Below are 20,529 nucleotides of genomic sequence, written 5' to 3'. Positions count from 1 at the left end.
TTTTGTGCCGGGTGGCGCTGCGCTTACCCGGCCTACATTCCGTGTGTAGGTCGGGTAAGGCGAAGCCGCCACCCGACAAAATCTACTTCTCTTCCACCGCCGGCACGTCCGGCCACGCGTGAACCACGGCTTTGATCAGCGTCGCCAGCGGAATCGCAAAGAACACGCCCCAGAATCCCCACAGCCCGCCGAAAATCACCACCGATAAAATAATCACCAGCGGGTGCAGGTTTACCGCCTCGGAGAACAGCACCGGCACCAGCAGGTTGCCGTCCAGCCCCTGAATGATCAGGTACACCGCGAAGCAGCTCCAGAACTCGGTGCCAAGGCCGAACTGGAACAGCGCAACGCCCACCACCGGAATGGTCACCACAAAGGCGCCGATGTACGGAATCAGCACCGAAAGCCCCACCAGCACCGCCAGCAGCAGCGAGTAGTTGAGCCCAAAAATCAGGAAGCCAATCCACGTCGCCACGCCCACGACGATCATCTCCAGCACCTTGCCGCGAATGTAGTTGGTGATCTGCTGGTTCATCTCCTCCCACACCTGCCCCGCCAGGCCGCGGTTGCGCGGTAAAATGCGGCGCACGGCGTTAAGCATCTGCTCTTTATCCTTGACGAGGAAGAAGACCATCAGCGGCACCAGCACCAGGTACACCGCCAGCGTCAGGAGCCCCACCAGCGAGGCCAGAGAGTATTTCACCACCGAGTCGCCCATGGTCATGATGCGGGCGCGCATGTTTTCCGCCATCGCGTCTATAATCCCGGCGTCCATCAGCGCGGGATAGCGGCGCGGCAGCGTGGCGGCAAAGTCAGAGAGCTTGTTCAGCATGCCGGGCATGTCGCGGATAAGGTAAATCCCCTGCTGCCAGGCGACGGGCATTACGACGAACGACATCAGCAGCAAAATGCCGACGAACAGTACCAGCACGATGCTGGTCGCCCAGCGGCGGGAGCAGCCGACGCGCTCAAGCCTCGCCGTTGGCCACTCCAGCAGATATGCCAGCACTATCGCCACCAGCAGCGGAGCCAGCAGGCCGCTAAAGAAGAAGAGAATGCCGAACCCGGCAACCAGAATAACCAGCAGAGCAATGGCTTCCGGGTCGCTAAACCGGCGGCGGTACCACTGCATTAACATTTCGAGCATGCAACCCTTCCCTGCAACGGACGGCGGAATGGAAAGGAGGAATTGTATCTAACTGTCACAGAAAAGCCTTTCCTTTTTGACGCTTCGTCACGAAATGCAAAACCCTGATCAATGGGATTTTCTTCACGCGCCAACACGGCTACACTCGCAGAGCAGTGGAGATGAACGTTCGACGGGATCGTCGGTCAAATTAGCACATCCAAAATACAGGACAGTGGTTATGTTCAGGCAGTTGAAAAAAACGCTGGTTGCAACACTTATCGCCGCACTGACGGTTGGCCAGGTTATGCCCGCATTCGCCGACTCGGCCGATTCATTGCCGGATATGGGCACCACGGCAGGAAGCACGCTCTCCATTGGCCAGGAGATGCAGATGGGTGATTACTACGTTCGCCAGCTTCGCGGCAGCGCGCCGCTGATCAACGATCCGCTGCTGGTGCAGTACATCAATGGCCTCGGCATGCGCCTTGTCGCCCACGCCGACTCGGTGAAAACCCCCTTCCACTTCTACTTAATCAATAACGACGAAATCAACGCCTTCGCCTTCTTCGGCGGCAACGTGGTGCTGCATTCGGCGTTATTCCGCTATTCCGATAACGAAAGCCAGCTGGCGTCGGTAATGGCGCACGAAATTTCGCACGTCACGCAGCGCCACCTGGCGCGCGCCATGGAAGACCAGAAGCGCAACGCTCCGCTGACGTGGGTCGGCGCGCTGGGTTCGATTTTGCTGGCGATGGCCAGCCCGCAGGCGGGAATGGCGGCGCTGACCGGCACCCTGGCGGGAACGCGCCAGGGCATGATCAGCTTCACGCAACAAAACGAACAGGAAGCGGACCGCATCGGCATTCAGGTATTACAGCGCTCGGGCTTTGACCCGCAGGCGATGCCAAGCTTCCTTGAGAAGCTGCTCGATCAGGCGCGGTACTCCACGCGTCCACCGGAGATTTTGCTGACGCACCCGCTGCCGGAAAGCCGCCTGTCGGACGCGCGAAACCGCGCCAACCAGATGCGTCCGGTGGTGGTGCAATCCTCGCAGGATTTCTTCCTGGCGAAGGTGCGCACCCTCGGCATGTATAACTCCGGGCGTAACCAGCTCACCAGCGACCTGCTGGACGCGCTGGCAAAAGGCAACGTGCGCGAGAAGAACGCCGCGCAGTACGGTCAGGCGCTTCAGGCTATGGAGGCCAGCCGGTACGACGAGGCGCGCAAAGCGCTCCAGCCGCTGCTGTCCGCCGAGCCGAACAATCCGTGGTATCTCGATCTCTCCACCGATATCGACCTGGGGCAGAAAAAGGCCACCGAGGCGATTAACCGTCTGAAAGGGGCGAAGGATATCCGCACCAACCCGGTGCTGCAGCTTAACCTGGCGAATGCTTACTTACAGGGCGGGCAGGCCAAAGAGGCGGCGACGATCCTCAACCGCTACACCTTTAACAATAAAGACGACCAAAACGGCTGGGACCTGCTGGCGCAGGCCGAAGGGCAGTTGGGCAATCGCGATCAGGAGCTGGCCGCGCGCGCCGAAGGGCTGGCCCTTGCCGGACGTCTGGATCAGGCCATTTCCCTGCTGAGCAGCGCCAGCTCGCAGGTCAAGCTCGGCAGCCTGCAGCAGGCGCGCTACGACGCGCGAATCGATCAGCTGCGCGGCTTGCAGCAGCGCTTTAAGCCGTACGAAAAGATGTAATAAAGGAGACGTTTAGTCATGACAGACGCGGTAAAAATCTACCACAACCCACGCTGCTCAAAGAGCCGCGACACGCTCAGCCTGCTGAAGTCTAACGGCGTTGATCCTGAGGTGGTGCTGTACCTTGAGACGCCGCCGGACGCGCAGACGATTCAGCAGCTCCTGCAGATGCTGGGCATGGGCAGCGCGCGCGAGCTGATGCGCCAGAAAGAGGATCTGTACAAGGCGCTTAACCTGAGCGATGCGCACCTCACCGAAGCGCAGCTGGTTCAGGCGATGGTGGACAATCCAAAGCTGATCGAGCGCCCCATCGTGGTGGCAAACGGCCAGGCGCGCATCGGTCGCCCGCCGGAAAGCGTGCTCGACATCCTCTAATCTTCACGCCGCAGCGCTTCCAGAAAGGCCTGCGGCGTCTTCTCTCCCAGCTTTTTCTGCGCTTTTCCCCGGTTGTAGCACTCGCACAGGCCGATCAGCAGCGATCCGGCCTCCTCTACATTCACGCGCGGAATGATATCGGCTAACGGCAGCGTCACCTGCAGGGTATTCTGTTTTTCCGGGTGCGCGTTAACGGCGATGTTTCGCCCGGTCAAAGCGATTTCGAAACCGAAAGTCTCAATAGATTGTATATCAGCCGGACAGGCCTCCAGCAGCGCCGTCGTCCAGCTAGCCAGCAGCGGCTGCGATACGCCCGCATACAGGCGGGCATAGCACCAGCCGCTGATCGGCTCGCGCGCCCACAGCAGATGCTGCTCGCCGCCGTCATCCATATGCAGCGACAGCGGCACGTGGTGCAGCACCAGCCGGTGCGGCATAACGCCCGCCTTTAGCGCCTTGACGCCCTGCGGCAGCGCGCCCTTCTGCTTCACCGCGACGGGCTTCAGGTAGCGGTTCAGCGTTGCCCGGGAAACGGCGATCCCCAGCCCGTCGTTGACCAGATGCAGCAGCTCATCCAGCGGCGCGCCGGTCGCATCGCGCAGGGCATTGATCAGCGCCACCTGCTCCTGTCTCAGTGCTTTGTGTATCACTTTTGGCGTGGTCAGATTATCAGAAACCTGCCTGCGGTTACGCCAGCGCCGGACCGTGGTCACGGAGATCCCCAGCTCGGCGGCAAGCTCTCTGTCGCTTTTATCCGACTGCTGGAGATAGCGCCGGACCCGCGGCGTGGTGGTTGCATTGGCGTGCAGTTTAATTTCCATCGCAAAAGTCCGTTAACCAATCTTGTGAGATTTATATTGCTGCGGCGAATGCTTTGTGACCGATTTCACCTTTCGCCCGCCGCGCTTCACTGATAATCCACAGACATAACACAAACAACGCCACTCAATCTTGTACGGAGTTCACAATGAACAATGTTCTGGGATTTCTTGAAGCAAAACTGATGCCTCTGGCGGCCAAAACGGCCCAGCAGCGTCATCTGGGGGCCATCCGCGGCGCCTACGTTTCATTCATGCCGTTTATTATCGTCGGCTCCATTCTGCTGGTGATCTCCTCGTTTCCGAACCAGGCCTACCAGCAGTTTATGTCCCGGGCCTTCGGCGAGAGCTGGAGCGCCATTATCGAAATTCCGTTCAACGCGGTGTTCTCCACCATGTCGCTGTTCATCAGCTTCCTGGTGGCGTTTCGCCTGGCGGAACACTACGGCGAGGACCGCATCTCCTGCGGCATTCTGTCGCTGGTCGCCTTCCTGATCCTGACGCCGTTCATCAAGGTGGCGGAAAACGGCGGCATCACCGTGATCCCGGTTGAATGGATTGGCAGCAAAGGGCTTTTCGTCGCAATGATCGGATCGCTGCTGTGGACGGAGCTGTTCTGCTGGCTGAAGCGCAAAAAGCTGGTGATCAAAATGCCGGACGGCGTACCGCCTGCGGTGCAGGAATCTTTCGCCGCGCTGATCCCGGCGCTGCTGGTAATGATTCTGGTGCTGATGATCCGCATCGTCTTTGAAAACACCCACTACAACACCATTCACCAGTTCATTTACGAGGTGGTCGCCACGCCGGTGCGCCACTACGGCACCTCGTATTTCGGCGCGCTGATGACGGTGTTCAGCATCACGATCCTGTGGTCAGTGGGCATTAACTCCGGGTCGATGATCAACGGCATTATCCGTCCGCTGTGGATGGAAAATCAGACCGACAACATCGCCGCCATTCAGGCGGGCGTGACGCCGCCGCACATCATTTCCGAGCAGTTTTTTGACATGATCTGGATGGGCGGCGCGGGCGCAACGCTGTCGCTGGTGATTGCGATGCTGATTTTTGCCCGCAGCAAAAATATGCGCGAAGTGGCGCGCCTCGGCGCGGGCGCGTCGGTGTTTAACATCAACGAGCCAATTCTTTTCGGCCTGCCGGTGATCATGAACCCAATCATGCTCATCCCGTTCAACCTGGTGCCGCTGGTGCTGGTCACCGTGCAGTACGTCGCGATGAAAATTGGCGCGGTCGCCGTTACCACCGGGGTCTTTATCCCGTGGACGCTGCCGCCCGTCATCAGCGGCTTCATCGTCACCGGCCATCTGAGCGGCAGCGTTATGCAGCTCATCAACCTGCTGATTGGCGCGATGCTATACCTGCCTTTCATGCGCATTCTGGACAAACAGTACCGCGCCGCGGAGATTGCCACCGTGACGCAGCCCGATACCACCCTTGCAAAACAGGAGTAAAGCATGTGGGGAATTATCGCCACCTGGCGAATGGCGCTGGAAGGCGTCACGGAATCCGCGTCAGCCCTTTCGGCAGGAAAGCCGGTCGCCGAGGCGGTGGTTGACGCCGTCGCGGCGGTAGAAGACTTTCCGTTTTATAAATCCGTCGGCTACGGCGGCCTGCCGACCGAAAACGGCGAGGTGGAGCTGGACGCGGCCTACATGGACGGCGATACGCTGGCGTTTGGCGCCGTGGGGAATCTGGTGGATATCGCCAATCCGGTGCGCGTGGCGCACGCGCTGAGCCGCCAGCGCTACAACAGCCTGCTGGTCGGCCAGGGCGCGCGCGAATGGGCGCTGAGCCAGAGCTTTGCCGATAAAACCATGCTCACCGACCGCGCCATGCAGCACTATCGCAAGCGCTGTCGGGAAACGCTCGATAAGGGACTAAGCCCGTACGACGGTCACGACACGGTGGGGATTATCGGCCTGGATAAGCGGGGGTCGATGAGCGTCGCCACCTCCACCAGCGGCCTGTTTATGAAAAAGCGCGGCCGCATTGGCGATTCGCCGATTATCGGCTCGGGCTTTTACTGCGACAGCGAAACCGGAGCCGCCACCGCCACGGGCGTCGGCGAAGACCTGATGAAAGGCTGCACCAGCTATGAGATCGTCCGCCGCATGGCGGGAGGCATGTCCCCGCAGCAGGCGGCTGATTCGGTAGTGTTCGAGCTTGAGGACAGGCTGATGTCGCGCTTCGGGCGCGCGGGGGATCTCTCCGTCGTCTGCATGAACAGGCAGGGCGAGTTCGGCGCGGCGACCAATATTAAAACCTTCTCGTTCGTGGTCGCCACCGCGCGCCAGCCGCTGACCGTATTTCGCGCCGAACGCCAGCGCGAGAAAACGCACTATCAGCCCGTGGATGATGAGTGGATGCAGGCCTACGCCGAGCGCATTCGCGCCCCGATCGAGGAGGAAAAATGATGAACTGGCAACTTATTACCGAGCTATCAGAGGCCGAAGCGCACAGCCATCTGATTGCCCGAACGGACTCTGCGCTGCTGCCGGAGACCGCGCTTATCGCCGAAATGCGCCAGCAGACCGCCGTCGCCGACGCGCGGTTTGGCTGCGCGCCTTTTGCCCGCATCACGCTGCTGCCGGAGGCGCTCTGGCACGATAGCCTGACCGAAGGATTGCTCGCCGCGCTGCGCCCGCTGCTGGCCTCCCCCGTCAGCGAGCGCGTCGTGATTGACGTGACCAACGTCGACGATACCGTGCTGGCGCAGCTGCTGCGCTTTCTGTTCAATCAGGCGCATCGCCTGACGGACCTGCAGCTGAAAAAAACAGACGCGTCCGCCGTGCGCCTGCGCCATATCTCGGCGCTATGCCTGCCCGAGCAGCGGGAAAGGCTGACGGAGGTTTTCCGCCAGCAGCACGCCATCGCCAAAGGCATGATTGCCGCCAGGCGGCTGGCGGATCTGCCGTCCGATATCTGCACGCCGCAGCGTGTGGTCGAAGAAGCGCAGCGGCTGTGCGCGGCGTTCCCCGCCCTGTGCTGCGAGGTGCTGGATGAAAAACAGATCGTTGATGAAGGCCTTGGGCTGCTGCACGCCGTGGGGAAAGGGGCAACCTGCCCGCCGCGCCTGCTGGCGATACATTACGAAGGCGCGGCCAACGGTCCGGCGCGCTGCTACGTGGGCAAAGGCATCACCTTCGATACCGGCGGCCTGTGGCTGAAAGAAGGCGCGGGCATGTACACCATGAAGTACGACATGTGCGGTGCGGCCAACGTGCTGGGATTGATGCTCACCGTCGCCTCGCTCGGCCTGCCGGTGCGCATGATGGGCGTGCTGGCGCTGGCGGAAAACGCCATCGGGCCGGACGCTATGCAGCCGGGCACGGTGGCGCGCGCCTGCAACGGCCTGACCGTTGAAATCAATAATACCGATGCCGAAGGGCGGCTGGTGCTGGCCGACGCCATCGCCTGGGCCAGCCAGCGCCATCCGCAGGCGCGCTATATTATTGATTTGGCGACATTAACGGGCGCGGTGGTAAAAGCGCTGGGATATGAGCTGAGCGGCCTGATGACCCAGGACGAGCCGCTGCGTCAGGCGCTAACGCTTGCAGGAAAACGGAGCGGAGACGAGGTGTGGTCCCTGCCGCTGGATGCGAGGCTGAAAAAGCAGACCGAGAGCGCGATTGCCGATCTGTGCAATACGCCGACCAATAACGCGGCGATCAGCGCCTCGGCGGCCTGGCTGCTGCACCATTTCTGCCCGCCGACGATCCCGTGGGCGCATCTGGACATCAGCGGCACGGCGCTGTGGCGAGAAGGCGGCAGAAGCGTGGCGTCGGGACGGCCGATTCCACTTTTGGTTGAGCATCTGATGGGAGATTTTTAAGCCCGGTGGCGCTGCGCTTACCGGGCCTACAAGGCGTGATGGGTTTTCGTAGGCCGGGTAAGGCGCAGCCGCCACCCGGCAAAAAAACTCAAAGCTTAAGAATATCTTTCACAAACGGAATGGTCAGCTTGCGCTGGGCGGTTATTGAGGCGCGATCGAGCTGATCGAGCGTATCAAACAGCGTGCGCATTTCCCTGTCCAGGCGCTTCAGCAGGAAGCGCCCCACGTCCTCGGGGAGCTCAAACCCGCGCTGCTTTGCGCGCAGCTGCAGCGCCTGAAGCTTATCTTCGTCGGAGAGCGGCTGTAGCTTGTAGATTTGCCCCCAGTCCAGACGCGAGGCCAGATCCGGCAGGCCAAGATTAAGCTGGCGCGGCGGACGATCGCCGGTGATCAGCAGCCGGGTTTTGCCCGACTCCAGAATGCGGTTGTAGAGGTTGAAGATCGCCATTTCCCACGGCTCATCCCCCGCCACGCACTCAATATTGTCGATGCAGACCAGCGAGAGATGTTCCATTCCCTCGAGCACTTCCGGTACGAACCAGGTGCGCTTGTCCAGCGGTACATAGCCCACCGCGTCACCGCGGGCGGAAAGCTCCGCGCAGGCGGCATGCAGCAGGTGGCTGCGCCCCGCGCCCTCGCGTGACCAGATATAGATGTATCCGCTGTGATCCTGGCGCAGCACGTTTTGCAGTGCAGCCAGTAAAGAGGGGTTATCGCCCGGCCAGAAACTTGAAAAAGTCTCATCGTCAGGGAGATAAAGTGGCAGAGAGAGCTGTGCCGGTCCGTTCAGAAATACCTCAACCAGATCTGACTAAAAATCGGCAACGAGTTTAACACGGAACCCGCAAGGAGAGAACCGGGCGATCCCTCGCCCGATATTTCGATCAATGCGGTGCTTTTTCGCTTTCGTCAGCGTCCAGTACCACCTCTTCCGGGCGGATCACCGAGATCAGCTTGAAAATCAGGCTCAGGCACACGCCGACGATGGTCGCCAGCGCCATGCCCTTCAGCTCCGCCGCACCGATGTGGACCTTCGCACCGCTCACGCCGATGATCAGGATAACGGACGTCAGGATCAGGTTCTGCGCCTTGCTGTAATCCACTTTAGATTCGATCAGCACGCGGATACCGGATGCGCCAATCACCCCGTACAGCAGCAGGGACACGCCGCCCATCACCGGAACCGGGATGATCTGAATCGCGGCGGCCAGCTTGCCCACGCAGGAGAGCAGAATGGCGATGATTGCCGCCCCGCCGATCACCCAGGTGCTGTATACGCGGGTAATCGCCATCACGCCGATGTTTTCGCCGTACGTGGTGTTGGGCGTAGAGCCAAAGAAGCCGGAGATAACCGTCGAGATGCCGTTAGCGAACATGGAGCGGTGCAGGCCCGGATCGCGAATCAGATCGCGCTTCACGATATTCGCCGTCACCACCAGGTGCCCGACGTGCTCGGCAATCACCACCAGCGCCGCGGGCAGAATGGTGAAAATAGCAAACCACTCGAAGCGCGGCGTGTAGAAGGTTGGCAGCGCGAACCAGTGCGCCTCGGCAATCGGCGTGGTATCAACGACGCCCATCGCAAAGGAGAGCGCATAGCCCGCCAGCACGCCGATCAGAATCGGGATAATCGCCATAAAACCGCGGAACAGCACGGAGCCGAACACCGTCACGCCCAGCGTCACCATGGAGATAATAATGGTTTTGGAATCCGGCGACTGACCGTCTGCGGGCAGCAGGCCCGCCATGTTTGCCGCCACGCCCGCCAGCTCCAGACCGATGACGGCAACGATTGCGCCCATCGCCGCAGGCGGGAACATCACGTCCAGCCAGCCGGTACCGGCTTTCTTCACGATGAACGACACCAGGCAGAAGAGCACGCCGCACATAATAAAGCCGCCCAGCGCCACCTCATAACCCAGCGGCAGCAGCAGTAAAACCGGCGAAATAAACGCAAAGCTGGAGCCCAGATAGGCAGGGATTTTGCCTTTACAGATGAAGAGGTAAAGCAGCGTCCCGATACCGTTGAACAGCAGCACGGTGGCCGGGTTGATGTGAAACAGGATTGGCACCAGCACGGTTGCGCCAAACATGGCGAACAGGTGCTGCAAACTAAGCGGGATCGTCTGTAAAAGCGGCGGTCTTTCACTCACCCCGATAGCACGGCGCGTCATAGCGTTTTCCTCTGAGTATTGTTGTTGGTGTTTTATTCAAAAAAAAGCCGACTATCAAAGTCGGCTTTTTTATCGTTATTCGATTATTTAGTACCAAAAATCTTATCGCCGGCATCGCCAAGCCCCGGGATAATGTACCCGTGCTCGTTAAGCCCCTCGTCGACGGAGGCGGTATACAGCTCTACGTCCGGGTGCGCTTTTTCCAGCGCCGCGATGCCTTCAGGCGCCGCGACCAGTACCAGCACCTTGATGCTGCTGCAGCCTGCGTTTTTCAGCAGGTCGATGGTGGCAATCATCGAGCCACCGGTTGCCAGCATAGGGTCAACGACCAGCGCCATACGCTCGTCGATGTTAGACACCAGCTTCTGGAAGTACGGGACCGGCTCCAGCGTTTCTTCGTTGCGGTAGATACCAACGACGCTGATGCGCGCGCTCGGCACGTGCTCCAGCACGCCTTCCATCATGCCCAGACCCGCACGCAGGATGGGCACAACGGTGATTTTCTTACCCTTGATTTGCTCAACCTGTACCGGGCCGTTCCAGCCTTCGATGGTCACTTTTTCGGTTTCCAGATCGGAGGTTGCTTCGTAGGTCAGCAGGCTGCCCACTTCAGAAGCCAGTTCGCGAAAACGCTTCGTGCTGATGTCATGCTCACGCATCAGGCCCAACTTGTGTTTAACGAGTGGGTGTTTCACTTCCACAATCTTCATTCTCTTTCTCCTCTGAGGTGGCATCCGCAAAAAAATCGCCGGATTATACCGCTTTTTTCGGATTAGGCCATACCCATGTTGCTTGACAGGGATCAAGCAAAGACAAAAAAGCCGGAGGCTGAGCTCCGGCTTTAGTGTGGGGTTCTGCCCGGTGGCGCTGCGTTTACGCGGGCCTACGTGTATTGTAGGTCGGGTAAGCGTTAGCGCCACCCGACAATTACAGGTTATCGCCGTTGCTCGCAATCACCTGCTTATACCAGTCAAACGACTTCTTCTTGCTGCGGTTCAGCGTGCCGTTGCCCTCGTTGTCCTTATCGACAAAGATAAAGCCGTAGCGCTTTTTCATTTCGCCGGTGCCGGCAGATACGAGGTCGATACAGCCCCACGGGGTATAGCCCATCAGGTCCACGCCGTCTTCCACCACCGCTTTTTTCATCTCGCTGATGTGCGCGGCAAGATAATCGATGCGGTACTGGTCGTTCACCGTGCCGTCGCTCTCCTGCACGTCAATCGCGCCAAAGCCGTTTTCAACGATGAACAGCGGCAGCTGGTAGTGATCCCAGAACCAGTTCAGGGAGTAGCGCAGGCCAACCGGGTCAATCTGCCAACCCCAGTCGGACTTCTGCACGTACGGGTTGGAGACCAGGCTTTTGCTCTCGTCGTAGTCCAGCTGCGGGTTGTCCGCCGTCGCCTTGGTCGTAAAGGACATGTAGTAGCTAAAGCCGATGTAATCCACGCAGCCCTGCTTCAGCGCGGCTTTGTCTTCTTCAGTAATATCCAGCGCAAAGCCGCGGCGTTCAAAGTAGTTGAGCAGGTGCTGCGGATACGCGCCGCGCACGTGCACGTCGGTGAACCAGTAGCGACGGTGCATGGCGTTCATCGCCATCATCATATCGTCCGGCGCGCAGGTCAGCGGGTAGATAGGGCACATGGCAATCATGCAGCCAATCTGCAGCGACGGATTAATCTCGCGCCCTGCCTTCACGGCCAGCGCGCTGGCGACCAGCTCGTAGTGCGCCGCCTGGAACATCACCGGCTCGCGGTCTTCACCCGGCGCGTACTTCAGCCCGGAGTTGGTAAACGGCGCGAAGTCCTCGTGGAAGTTGGCCTGGTTGTTGATCTCATTGAAGGTCATCCAGTACTTCACCTTGTGCTGGTAGCGCTGGAACACCACTTTTGCGAAGCGAACGAAGAAGTCGATCAGCTTGCGGTTGCGCCAGCCGCCGTATTCGGTGACCAGATGGAAAGGCATTTCGAAGTGCGACAGGGTAATGACCGGCTCAATGCCGTGCTTCAGGCACTCGTCGAACAGATCGTCGTAGAATTGCAGGCCCGCTTCGTTTGGCTCCTGCTCATCCCCTTTCGGGAAGATGCGCGTCCAGGCGATGGAGGTGCGGAAGCATTTGAATCCCATCTCGGCAAAAAGCTGGATGTCTTCCTTATAGCGGTGGTAGAAGTCGATGGCTTCGTGGTTAGGGTAATTTTTCCCCTCCAGCACGCCCGCCGTAATTTCGCGCGGCACGCCGTGCGCCCCCGCCGTCATTACGTCGGCAACGCTGACGCCCTTGCCGCCCTCTTTCCAGCCGCCTTCAAGCTGATGTGCGGCAACGGCGCCGCCCCACAGAAAACCTGCTTTGAATCCTGACATTCTCATTCCCTCATTCTGCGTTATTTTCTGCAAAAACAGTTACAGAAACCGGTTTCAGAACGATGATGTTCAAAGGGGTAACGGGTTGCAAGCAGAAAACCGAAACCGGTTTCATTTCCGTGAACGGAGTCAACTTTGGCAGCGGTAACAAGGCGTGTAGAAAAAAAATAACGCCTTCCGATAATAGGCTCGCAAACGTTTGCCTGGACTGTTAGAATTGCGCCGATTTTTCTTACAAGCTATGCAATCGCGTGGGGACTTAAGCCGTGACCAACAAAACTTCTCTCAGCTACAAAGATGCCGGTGTTGATATTGACGCAGGTAATGCGCTGGTTGACCGAATCAAAGGTGTGGTGAAAAAAACCCGTCGCCCGGAAGTGATGGGCGGCCTGGGTGGATTCGGCGCACTGTGCGCGCTGCCGCAAAAATATCGTGAACCTGTGCTGGTCTCGGGTACGGACGGCGTGGGCACCAAGCTGCGCCTGGCGATGGATCTTAAGCGTCACGACACCATCGGCATCGACCTGGTGGCGATGTGCGTCAATGACCTGGTGGTGCAGGGCGCGGAGCCGCTGTTCTTCCTCGACTACTACGCGACCGGCAAGCTGGACGTGGATACCGCAGCCAGCGTGATCAACGGCATCGCCGAAGGCTGTCTGCAATCTGGCTGTGCGCTGGTCGGGGGTGAAACCGCGGAAATGCCGGGTATGTATCACGGCGAAGATTATGACGTCGCGGGCTTCTGCGTCGGCGTAGTAGAAAAATCAGAAATCATTGACGGCAGCAAAGTGGCTGACGGCGACGTGCTGGTTGCCCTGGCGTCCAGCGGACCGCACTCTAACGGCTACTCCCTGGTGCGTAAAATCCTCGAGGTCAGCGGCTGCGACCCGCAGACCACCGAGCTCGACGGCAAACCGCTGGCCGACCACCTGCTGGCCCCAACCCGCATCTACGTGAAAAACATTCTTGAGCTTATCGAGAATGTGGACGTGCACGCCATTGCCCACCTGACCGGCGGCGGCTTCTGGGAAAACATTCCGCGCGTGCTGCCGGACAACACGCAGGCCGTTATCGACGAATCCTCCTGGCAGTGGCCGTCCGTCTTTAACTGGCTGCAAACGGCCGGTAACGTGAGCGACCACGAAATGTATCGCACCTTTAACTGCGGCGTGGGCATGCTTATCGCCCTGCCGGCGAGCGAAGCGGAAAACGCAGTTAAGCTGCTGAACGAGAAAGGTGAAAACGCGTGGAAAATCGGTACGATTAAAGCCTCCGATTCCGAACAGCGTGTGGTCATTGAATGAAAAACATCGTGGTGCTCATTTCCGGTAACGGAAGCAACCTGCAGGCCATCATAGACGCCTGCAGGCAGAAGAAAATCAATGGCACCATTCGGGCAGTGTTCAGCAACAAGGCCGACGCGTTCGGCCTTGAGCGGGCGCGGGAAGCGAACATTCCCGCCCACGCGCTGGAGGCCAGCCAGTTCGCCGGTCGCGAAGCGTTCGACCGCGAGCTGGTGCAGGAGATTGACGCCTACGCGCCCGACGTCGTGGTGCTGGCGGGCTACATGCGCATCCTCAGCCCGGCCTTTGTGGCGCACTATGCCGGACGCCTGCTTAACGTCCACCCTTCTCTGCTGCCGAAATATCCTGGCCTGCACACCCACCGTCAGGTGCTGGAAAACGGCGACGAAGAGCACGGCACCTCCGTGCATTTCGTCACCGACGAGCTGGACGGCGGGCCGGTGATCCTGCAGGCCAAGGTCCCGGTCTTTGACGGCGACAGCGAAGATGACGTAACTGAACGCGTGCAGGCGCAGGAACACGCCATTTATCCGCTGGTAGTAAGCTGGTTTGTCGACGGGCGTCTTGAGATGCGCGACGGCGCAGCATGGCTGGACGGCGTGAAGTTACCCCCGCAGGGTCATGCGGCGGAAGAGTAGTCTGTTTGAATTGCCCGGCGGCGCTTCGCTTGCACGGGCCTACGGTCCCGTAGGTCGTGGTAAGCGCAGCGCCACCCGACAATCCCTTCTCCAACCCTCTAAATTCCCCAACAAAAAAAATAACTGTCATACTTTTCTGGCACTGTTGGACATATCGTGGAAATGCTCGCCATAATAAGGACGAGACGGATTTACCACGTCCTGTGATTGAACTGGAGTGTGAGCTGTAATGGGTCAGGAAAAGTTATACATTGAGAAAGAGCTTAGCTGGTTAGCCTTTAACGAGCGCGTGCTTCAGGAAGCGGCGGACAAAACCAACCCGCTGATTGAGCGTATGCGCTTTTTAGGTATCTACTCGAATAACCTGGATGAATTTTACAAGGTGCGTTTTGCCGAACTGAAGCGGCGGATCATCATCAGCGAAGAGCAGGGTTTGAACTCGCACTCGCGCCACCTGCTCGGCAAAATTCAGTCCCGCGTCATGAAGGCCGATCAGGAGTTTGATGGGCTTTACAACGAGCTGCTGCTGGAAATGGCGCGCAACCAAATCTTCCTGATCAACGAACGCCAGCTTTCCGTCAACCAGCAGACCTGGCTGCGTCATTACTTCAAACACTATCTGCGCCAGCACATTACGCCGATTTTGATCAACCGCGAAACCGACCTGGTGCAGTTCCTGAAGGATGATTACACCTATCTGGCGGTCGAAATTATTCGCGGCGAGAGCATCAGCTACGCGCTGCTGGAAATTCCGTCCGATAAGGTTCCGCGCTTTGTGAATCTGCCGCCGGAAACGCCGCGCCGACGCAAGCCGATGATCCTGCTGGACAACATTCTTCGCTACTGCCTGGACGATATCTTCAAGGGCTTCTTCGATTACGACGCGCTCAACGCCTACTCGATGAAGATGACCCGCGACGCCGAATATGACCTGGTGCATGAGATGGAAGCCAGCCTGATGGAGCTGATGTCCTCAAGCCTCAAGCAGCGCCTGACCGCCGAGCCGGTGCGCTTTGTTTATCAGCGCGACATGCCCGACGCGATGGTGGAAATGCTGCGCGAGAAGCTGACCATCTCCCGCTACGACTCCATTATCCCCGGCGGCCGCTATCACAACTTTAAAGACTTTATTGGCTTCCCGAACGTCGGCAAAGCCAACCTGGTGAACAAGCCGCTGCCGCGCCTGCGCCATATCTGGTTCGATAAGTTCCGCAACGGGTTTGACGCCATCCGCGAGCGCGACGTCCTGCTCTATTATCCGTATCACACGTTCGAGCACGTGCTTGAACTGCTGCGCCAGGCGTCGTTCGACCCGAACGTGCTGGCGATCAAGATCAACATCTACCGCGTGGCGAAAGATTCGCGCATCATCGACGCGATGATCCACGCCGCGCACAACGGCAAGAAAGTGACCGTGGTGGTGGAGCTGCAGGCGCGCTTCGACGAAGAAGCCAACATCCACTGGGCGCGACGCCTGACGGAAGCCGGCGTGCACGTGATCTTCTCCGCGCCGGGGCTGAAAATTCACGCCAAGCTGTTCCTGATCTCCCGTAAAGAGGGCGACGAAGTGGTGCGCTACGCCCACATCGGCACCGGCAACTTTAACGAGAAAACCGCGCGCATTTATACCGACTACTCGCTCCTGACCGCCGACGCGCGGATCACCAACGAGGTGCGTCGAGTATTTAACTTCATCGAGAATCCGTACCGCCCGGTGAGCTTCGACTATCTGCTCGTCTCCCCGCAGAACTCGCGGCGCCTGCTGTATCAGATGATCGACAAAGAGATTGCCAACGCGCAGCAGGGCCTGTCGTCCGGCATTACGCTCAAGCTCAACAATCTGGTTGATAAAGGGCTTGTCGATCGCCTGTACGCGGCGTCCAGCTCCGGCGTGCCGGTTAACCTGCTCATTCGCGGCATGTGCTCGCTGATCCCGGAGCTGGAAGGCATTAGCGATAACATTCGCGTGATCAGCATCGTGGACCGCTATCTGGAACACGACCGCATTTATATCTTTGATAATGCGGGCGATAAGCAGGTGTATCTCTCATCCGCGGACTGGATGACGCGTAACATAGATTACCGAATTGAAGTCGCGGCTCCGCTGCTTGATCCGCGCCTGAAACAGCAAATCCTCGACATTATCGAGATTTTGTTTAGCGATACGGTGAAAGCACGCTATATCGACAAAGAACTCAGTAATCGCTACGTGCCGCGCGGCAATCGCCGTAAAGTGCGGTCGCAGCTGGCGATTTACGACTATATCAAATCACTCGAGCAACCCGATTAACCTATGCCGATAAATGATAACGCACCCCGACCGCAGGAGTTTGCTGCGGTCGATCTTGGTTCTAACAGCTTCCACATGGTCATCGCCCGCGAGGTGGATGGCGCGATGCAGATCATCGGCCGCCTGAAGCAGCGCGTACACCTGGCCGACGGCCTGGACGCGCGCGGCATGCTCAGCGAAGAGGCGATGGAGCGCGGATTAAACTGCCTCTCGCTGTTTGCCGAGCGCCTGCAGGGATTTTCGCCGTCCAGCGTCTGCATCGTCGGCACGCACAGCCTGCGCCAGGCGCTGAACGCCGCCGAGTTTCTCAAGCGCGCGGAAAAGGTTATCCCCTACCCGATTGAGATCATCTCCGGCAACGAGGAAGCGCGCCTGATCTTTATGGGCGTTGAACATACTCAGCCAGAAAAAGGCCGCAAGCTGGTGATCGACATCGGCGGCGGATCGACGGAGCTGGTGATTGGCGAAGACTTTGAGCCGCGCCTGGTGGAAAGCCGCCGCATGGGTTGCGTCAGCTTCGCGCAGATGTACTTCCCCGGCGGCGCAATCACCCGCGAGAACTTCCAGCGCGCGCGCATGGCCGCGATCCAGAAGCTGGAAAATCTGGCCTGGCAGTACCGCATTCAGGGCTGGAACGTTGCGCTCGGCGCATCGGGCTCCATTAAGGCGGCGCATGAAGTGCTGCTGGCGATGGGCGAAAAGGACGGGATTATCACCCCTGAACGTCTGACTCTGCTCACCGACGAAGTGCTAAAGCATAAAAGCTTCGATTCGCTGAGCCTGCCGGGGCTTTCTGAAGAGCGGAAATCCGTATTCGTGCCGGGGCTGGCGATCCTCTGCGGCGTGTTTGACGCGCTGGCTATCAAGGAGCTGCGCCTTTCTGACGGCGCGCTGCGCGAAGGCGTGCTGTATGAAATGGAGGGCCGCTTCCGCCATCAGGACATTCGCAGCCGCACGGCGCAAAGCCTGGCAAACCAGTACAACATCGATCGCGAACAGGCTAAGCGCGTGCTGGAAACCACGGTGCAAATGTACGAGCAGTGGCAGGCGCAAAACCCCAAGCTGGACCATCCGCAGCTTGCCGCCCTGCTCAAATGGGCAGCCATGCTGCATGAAGTCGGCCTGAACATCAATCACAGCGGGATGCACCGCCATTCGGCGTATATCCTGCAGAACAGCGACCTGCCGGGCTTTAATCAGGAACAGCAGACCATGATGGCCACCCTGGTGCGCTACCACCGCAAGGCCATCAAGCTTGACGATCTGCCGCGCTTTACGCTGTTCAAGAAAAAGCAGTTCCTGCCGCTGATTCAGCTGCTGCGCCTCGGCGTGCTGCTTAACAACCAGCGCCAGGCCACGACCACGCCGCCGACGCTAAGGCTGACAACGGACGATCACCACTGGACGCTGAGCTTCCCGCACGACTGGTTTAGCCAGAACGCGCTGGTCCTGCTGGATCTGGAAAAAGAGCAGCAGTACTGGGAAGCGGTAACCGGCTGGATGCTTAAAATCGAAGAAGAAAGCTCGCCGGAAGTGGCGGCTTAACGGCTCAGGCGTCCACCCGCGGCGCCTGCTCTTCGAGAAGCGACTCCAGCTCAACCGGCTCGCCAATCAGATTTCCCTGCACATAGTCGATACCCAGCGCATTCACCGCGCTGCGTATCTCTTCCGTTTCAACCTGCTCTGCCACCACCAGCATCTTTTTCATTCGCGCCAGATGGCAGATAGACGCCACGATCTGGTAATCCAGGCTGTTGCTGACGATATTGCGGATAAAGCTGCCGTCAATCTTGAGAATATCGGCATCCACGCTTTTCAGGCGCGCGTAGCTGGCGTAGCCGGTGCCAAAATCATCGATGGCGATGCGCACGCCCATTTTTTGCAGCTGTTTAAGCGTCTGCGTCACCTGCTCGGTGCCGCCAAAGCTGCCGTATTCCGTGATTTCAAAAATCAGCTGCCAGGCTTCAATGCCGTACGTCGTCAAAAGCAGCGACACCTCGTGCGGGAACTGCGCGCGACACACCGTCGACGGCGCAAGGTTGATCGCAAAACGCTGCCCCGGCAGGCGGTCGTGGTGCGTGGCGAGGAATTGCAGCGTGCGTTCAATCACCCACAGATCCACGCGAGACGACAGGCCAAACTCCTGCGCAACGGGAAGGAAGCGGTCGGGAGAGAGAAGCTCACCCTGCTCGTCCGGCATCCGCAGCAGCACTTCATAAAAGCGATCGCCTCGTAACCCGCTGACGGGCTGAACCTTCAGAATAAACTCGTCCTGTTCCAGCGCGCGCTGAAGGCGGTTCATCATGTCGACTTTGCTCCTGAGCGAGCGCTGTAAATGCATCGCGCCGCGCTGCTGCAGATTTTCAGGATGATGCGTGAAAAGCGACAGGTCGGCAATGACGCTCAGCTCGCCCAGCAGCAGGTGAAGATGTTTCACCGGCGAGCGAACGTAGCAGTAGCTCACGCCCACCTGCGGCTGAAGCGGCATGCCGTCCCAGATAAAGCGAAACTCTTTGATGTGCGCGTCCAGCGCCTCAATGCGCTCCTGGTGCGCTTCGGAGGTCATGCGGATCGCCAGATCGTAGCCGGTCAGGTTGTAAACGCCCTCCTCCGGACGTAGCGAATTGTTTATCCATTCCGCCAGCTTTTGCTTGTACTGAATGCGCAGCAGGACGCCATAGTTATGCCCCAGCACCTCCAGCTCGGGAATACGCAGCACGCACAGGGCTGACCAGGGCGTTTTGCTCAGCGAACGGGATAACGCGCGCAGGTTCGGCATATGCAGGACCGGGTCAAGCAGCGCCAGCTTGCGAAAGCGAATATTCACCGCGCGCTGCCGCGTCGCCAGCATCGACATATAGATGATGACGAAGGAGAAAACGAGGTAGCTTGAGGAGGTTATCGCCAGCTGAATGTCATACCCCTGATTCATCGGAATATAACGGTAAAAATAGTGGATCGTCACCAGCAGCACGGGCGTCCAGATGATCGACATCAGCTTATAGCCAAAGCGCATCGCCCCCCAGAGCATGACCGGCATAAGCAGCGACAGCGTATAGTTGGTGCTAAATATCGAGCTATTTTCGTTCATCGGAAGCAGCAGCAGCGAAAGCAATCCGCCCAGAATCGCCGCCCAGATCGTGAATTCGGTCAGCGTAACCTTTTTGTCGATCTGCATGCGGATTTGCGAGACCACCGCGTTGAGGTAGCGCGGGTGGCGAATCAGGCGGATGAGCAAATAGCTCAGCGGGACCGCCGTCAGTCCGCTGACCAGCAGCGCCTGGTAGTTGATCAGGGTATAGATGTTCATGGGGTTGAGCCCCTGCAGGCTCTGCCGGCTGTCATATATGCCCAGGTAGGCCGCAAACTGGAAAAAGAGCAGGAACATCGTTGCCGGGCAGAACACCTGCCAGAATATTCGCTGCCCCATCAGCCGCGCGTCGCCGTAGGCGATCCGGTTACGCTTGGGCGCAAACACGCGATACCCTCCCCAGCTGAGCACCAGGGGAACAACGAAGTGAAGCACGCTCGCCAGCGTTTCAAACAGGCTAACGGTCGGGTAGTAGCGCCAGATCAGCGACACTACAATGCCCGGCAGCGCCGCAAAGTCAAAAATCAGCATCATCGTCAGCAGAAACGAGAGCGGAAAATAGTAGAGGATGACGGTGCCTTCACCCAGGTGCGTATAGGTGTTCGCCACGCTGAGCAGCGGCATCAGCAAAACGGGTAAAACGAGAGGAAGCGCCCACCAGCGATCTTTTTTGCGTTTTAGAAAGGAAATAATAGTCATAGATGCCCGGGTTAGCCTTTTCTCTCCAGAGAGTAATTAAAGACAGGCATCCATCCTGACGCGCATGCGGTACAGATGAAATTTGCCCAACCATGCAGGAG

The 20,529-nt window shown here is 58.8% G+C and carries 16 protein-coding genes; 9 read left to right on the top strand and 7 right to left on the bottom strand.

Annotation, left to right across the window (positions count from 1 at the left end; all coding sequences use genetic code 11):
* Positions 1 to 82 precede the first annotated feature (82 nt).
* Complete coding sequence (locus tag AB8804_RS03300; RefSeq protein WP_371183071.1) at positions 83 to 1,147, bottom strand: AI-2E family transporter; 1,065 nt, start codon at positions 1,145 to 1,147, stop codon at positions 83 to 85.
* Between the two features lie 220 nt (positions 1,148 to 1,367).
* On the opposite strand from AB8804_RS03300, the gene bepA reads away from it, so the two are divergent.
* Together bepA and arsC are read left to right on the top strand one after the other, a co-directional pair.
* On the top strand, positions 1,368 to 2,831 hold the full coding sequence (bepA, locus tag AB8804_RS03295; protein ID WP_371183069.1) for a beta-barrel assembly-enhancing protease: 1,464 nt from the start codon (positions 1,368 to 1,370) through the stop codon (positions 2,829 to 2,831).
* Positions 2,832 to 2,849: 18 nt separating this feature from the next.
* Entirely contained in the window at positions 2,850 to 3,206 is a 357-nt protein-coding gene (gene arsC / locus AB8804_RS03290; protein WP_371183067.1) for an arsenate reductase (glutaredoxin), read from the top strand.
* On the opposite strand, the gene AB8804_RS03285 is transcribed toward arsC, so the two are convergent.
* The gene (locus AB8804_RS03285) at positions 3,203 to 4,027 is read right to left on the bottom strand and encodes an XRE family transcriptional regulator (RefSeq protein WP_371183065.1); all 825 of its coding nucleotides are present in this window, start codon (positions 4,025 to 4,027) and stop codon (positions 3,203 to 3,205) included. The genes arsC and AB8804_RS03285 overlap by 4 nt on opposite strands.
* 146 nt (positions 4,028 to 4,173) lie before the next feature.
* On the opposite strand from AB8804_RS03285, the gene celB reads away from it, so the two are divergent.
* From celB to AB8804_RS03270, 3 genes are read left to right on the top strand one after another with little or no spacing between them, the layout of a single operon-like run.
* Complete coding sequence (celB, locus tag AB8804_RS03280; protein WP_371183063.1) at positions 4,174 to 5,493, top strand: PTS cellobiose transporter subunit IIC; 1,320 nt, start codon at positions 4,174 to 4,176, stop codon at positions 5,491 to 5,493.
* Positions 5,494 to 5,496: 3 nt separating this feature from the next.
* Complete coding sequence (locus AB8804_RS03275) at positions 5,497 to 6,456, top strand: N(4)-(beta-N-acetylglucosaminyl)-L-asparaginase (RefSeq protein ID WP_371183062.1); 960 nt, start codon at positions 5,497 to 5,499, stop codon at positions 6,454 to 6,456.
* Positions 6,453 to 7,874, top strand: coding sequence for a M17 family metallopeptidase (locus AB8804_RS03270; RefSeq protein ID WP_371183060.1), 1,422 nt, complete (start codon positions 6,453 to 6,455; stop codon positions 7,872 to 7,874). Before AB8804_RS03275 ends, AB8804_RS03270 begins: the two co-directional genes overlap by 4 nt.
* A gap of 88 nt (positions 7,875 to 7,962) precedes the next feature.
* On the opposite strand, the gene AB8804_RS03265 is transcribed toward AB8804_RS03270, so the two are convergent.
* The 4 genes from AB8804_RS03265 to AB8804_RS03250 form a co-directional block, all read right to left on the bottom strand.
* Entirely contained in the window at positions 7,963 to 8,664 is a 702-nt protein-coding gene (locus AB8804_RS03265; protein WP_220092922.1) for a DnaA inactivator Hda, read from the bottom strand.
* Positions 8,665 to 8,758: 94 nt separating this feature from the next.
* Positions 8,759 to 10,048, bottom strand: coding sequence for a uracil permease (uraA, locus tag AB8804_RS03260; RefSeq protein WP_371183057.1), 1,290 nt, complete (start codon positions 10,046 to 10,048; stop codon positions 8,759 to 8,761).
* Between the two features lie 83 nt (positions 10,049 to 10,131).
* A complete protein-coding gene (gene upp / locus AB8804_RS03255; protein WP_371183054.1) occupies positions 10,132 to 10,758 on the bottom strand; it encodes a uracil phosphoribosyltransferase in 627 nt (208 codons plus the stop codon).
* A 217-nt stretch (positions 10,759 to 10,975) separates the two neighbouring features.
* Complete coding sequence (locus AB8804_RS03250; RefSeq protein WP_371183051.1) at positions 10,976 to 12,406, bottom strand: 6-phospho-beta-glucosidase; 1,431 nt, start codon at positions 12,404 to 12,406, stop codon at positions 10,976 to 10,978.
* 266 nt (positions 12,407 to 12,672) lie between these two features.
* Between AB8804_RS03250 and purM the strand changes: the two genes are divergently transcribed.
* The 4 genes from purM to ppx all read left to right on the top strand — a co-directional run bounded on the left by purM (position 12,673) and on the right by ppx (position 18,183).
* On the top strand, positions 12,673 to 13,710 hold the full coding sequence (gene purM / locus AB8804_RS03245; RefSeq protein ID WP_371183047.1) for a phosphoribosylformylglycinamidine cyclo-ligase: 1,038 nt from the start codon (positions 12,673 to 12,675) through the stop codon (positions 13,708 to 13,710).
* The gene (purN, locus tag AB8804_RS03240; RefSeq protein WP_371183045.1) at positions 13,707 to 14,348 is read left to right on the top strand and encodes a phosphoribosylglycinamide formyltransferase; all 642 of its coding nucleotides are present in this window, start codon (positions 13,707 to 13,709) and stop codon (positions 14,346 to 14,348) included. The genes purM and purN overlap by 4 nt, the downstream gene beginning before the upstream one ends.
* A 229-nt stretch (positions 14,349 to 14,577) precedes the next feature.
* Positions 14,578 to 16,638, top strand: coding sequence for a polyphosphate kinase 1 (gene ppk1, locus AB8804_RS03235; RefSeq protein WP_371183043.1), 2,061 nt, complete (start codon positions 14,578 to 14,580; stop codon positions 16,636 to 16,638).
* A 3-nt stretch (positions 16,639 to 16,641) separates the two neighbouring features.
* The gene (ppx, locus tag AB8804_RS03230; RefSeq protein ID WP_371183041.1) at positions 16,642 to 18,183 is read left to right on the top strand and encodes an exopolyphosphatase; all 1,542 of its coding nucleotides are present in this window, start codon (positions 16,642 to 16,644) and stop codon (positions 18,181 to 18,183) included.
* Positions 18,184 to 18,187: 4 nt separating this feature from the next.
* Here the strand turns inward: ppx and AB8804_RS03225 are convergent, their stop codons facing one another.
* Positions 18,188 to 20,428 (bottom strand): EAL domain-containing protein, encoded by a 2,241-nt coding sequence (locus AB8804_RS03225; protein WP_371183039.1) that lies wholly within the window; start codon positions 20,426 to 20,428, stop codon positions 18,188 to 18,190.
* Between the last annotated feature and the right edge of the window lie 101 nt (positions 20,429 to 20,529).

This window comes from Enterobacter sp. KBR-315C3_2022 (assembly GCF_041399425.1).
Classification (GTDB): domain Bacteria; phylum Pseudomonadota; class Gammaproteobacteria; order Enterobacterales; family Enterobacteriaceae; genus Enterobacter.
This window is presented reverse-complemented; position numbering and strand designations above follow the sequence as displayed.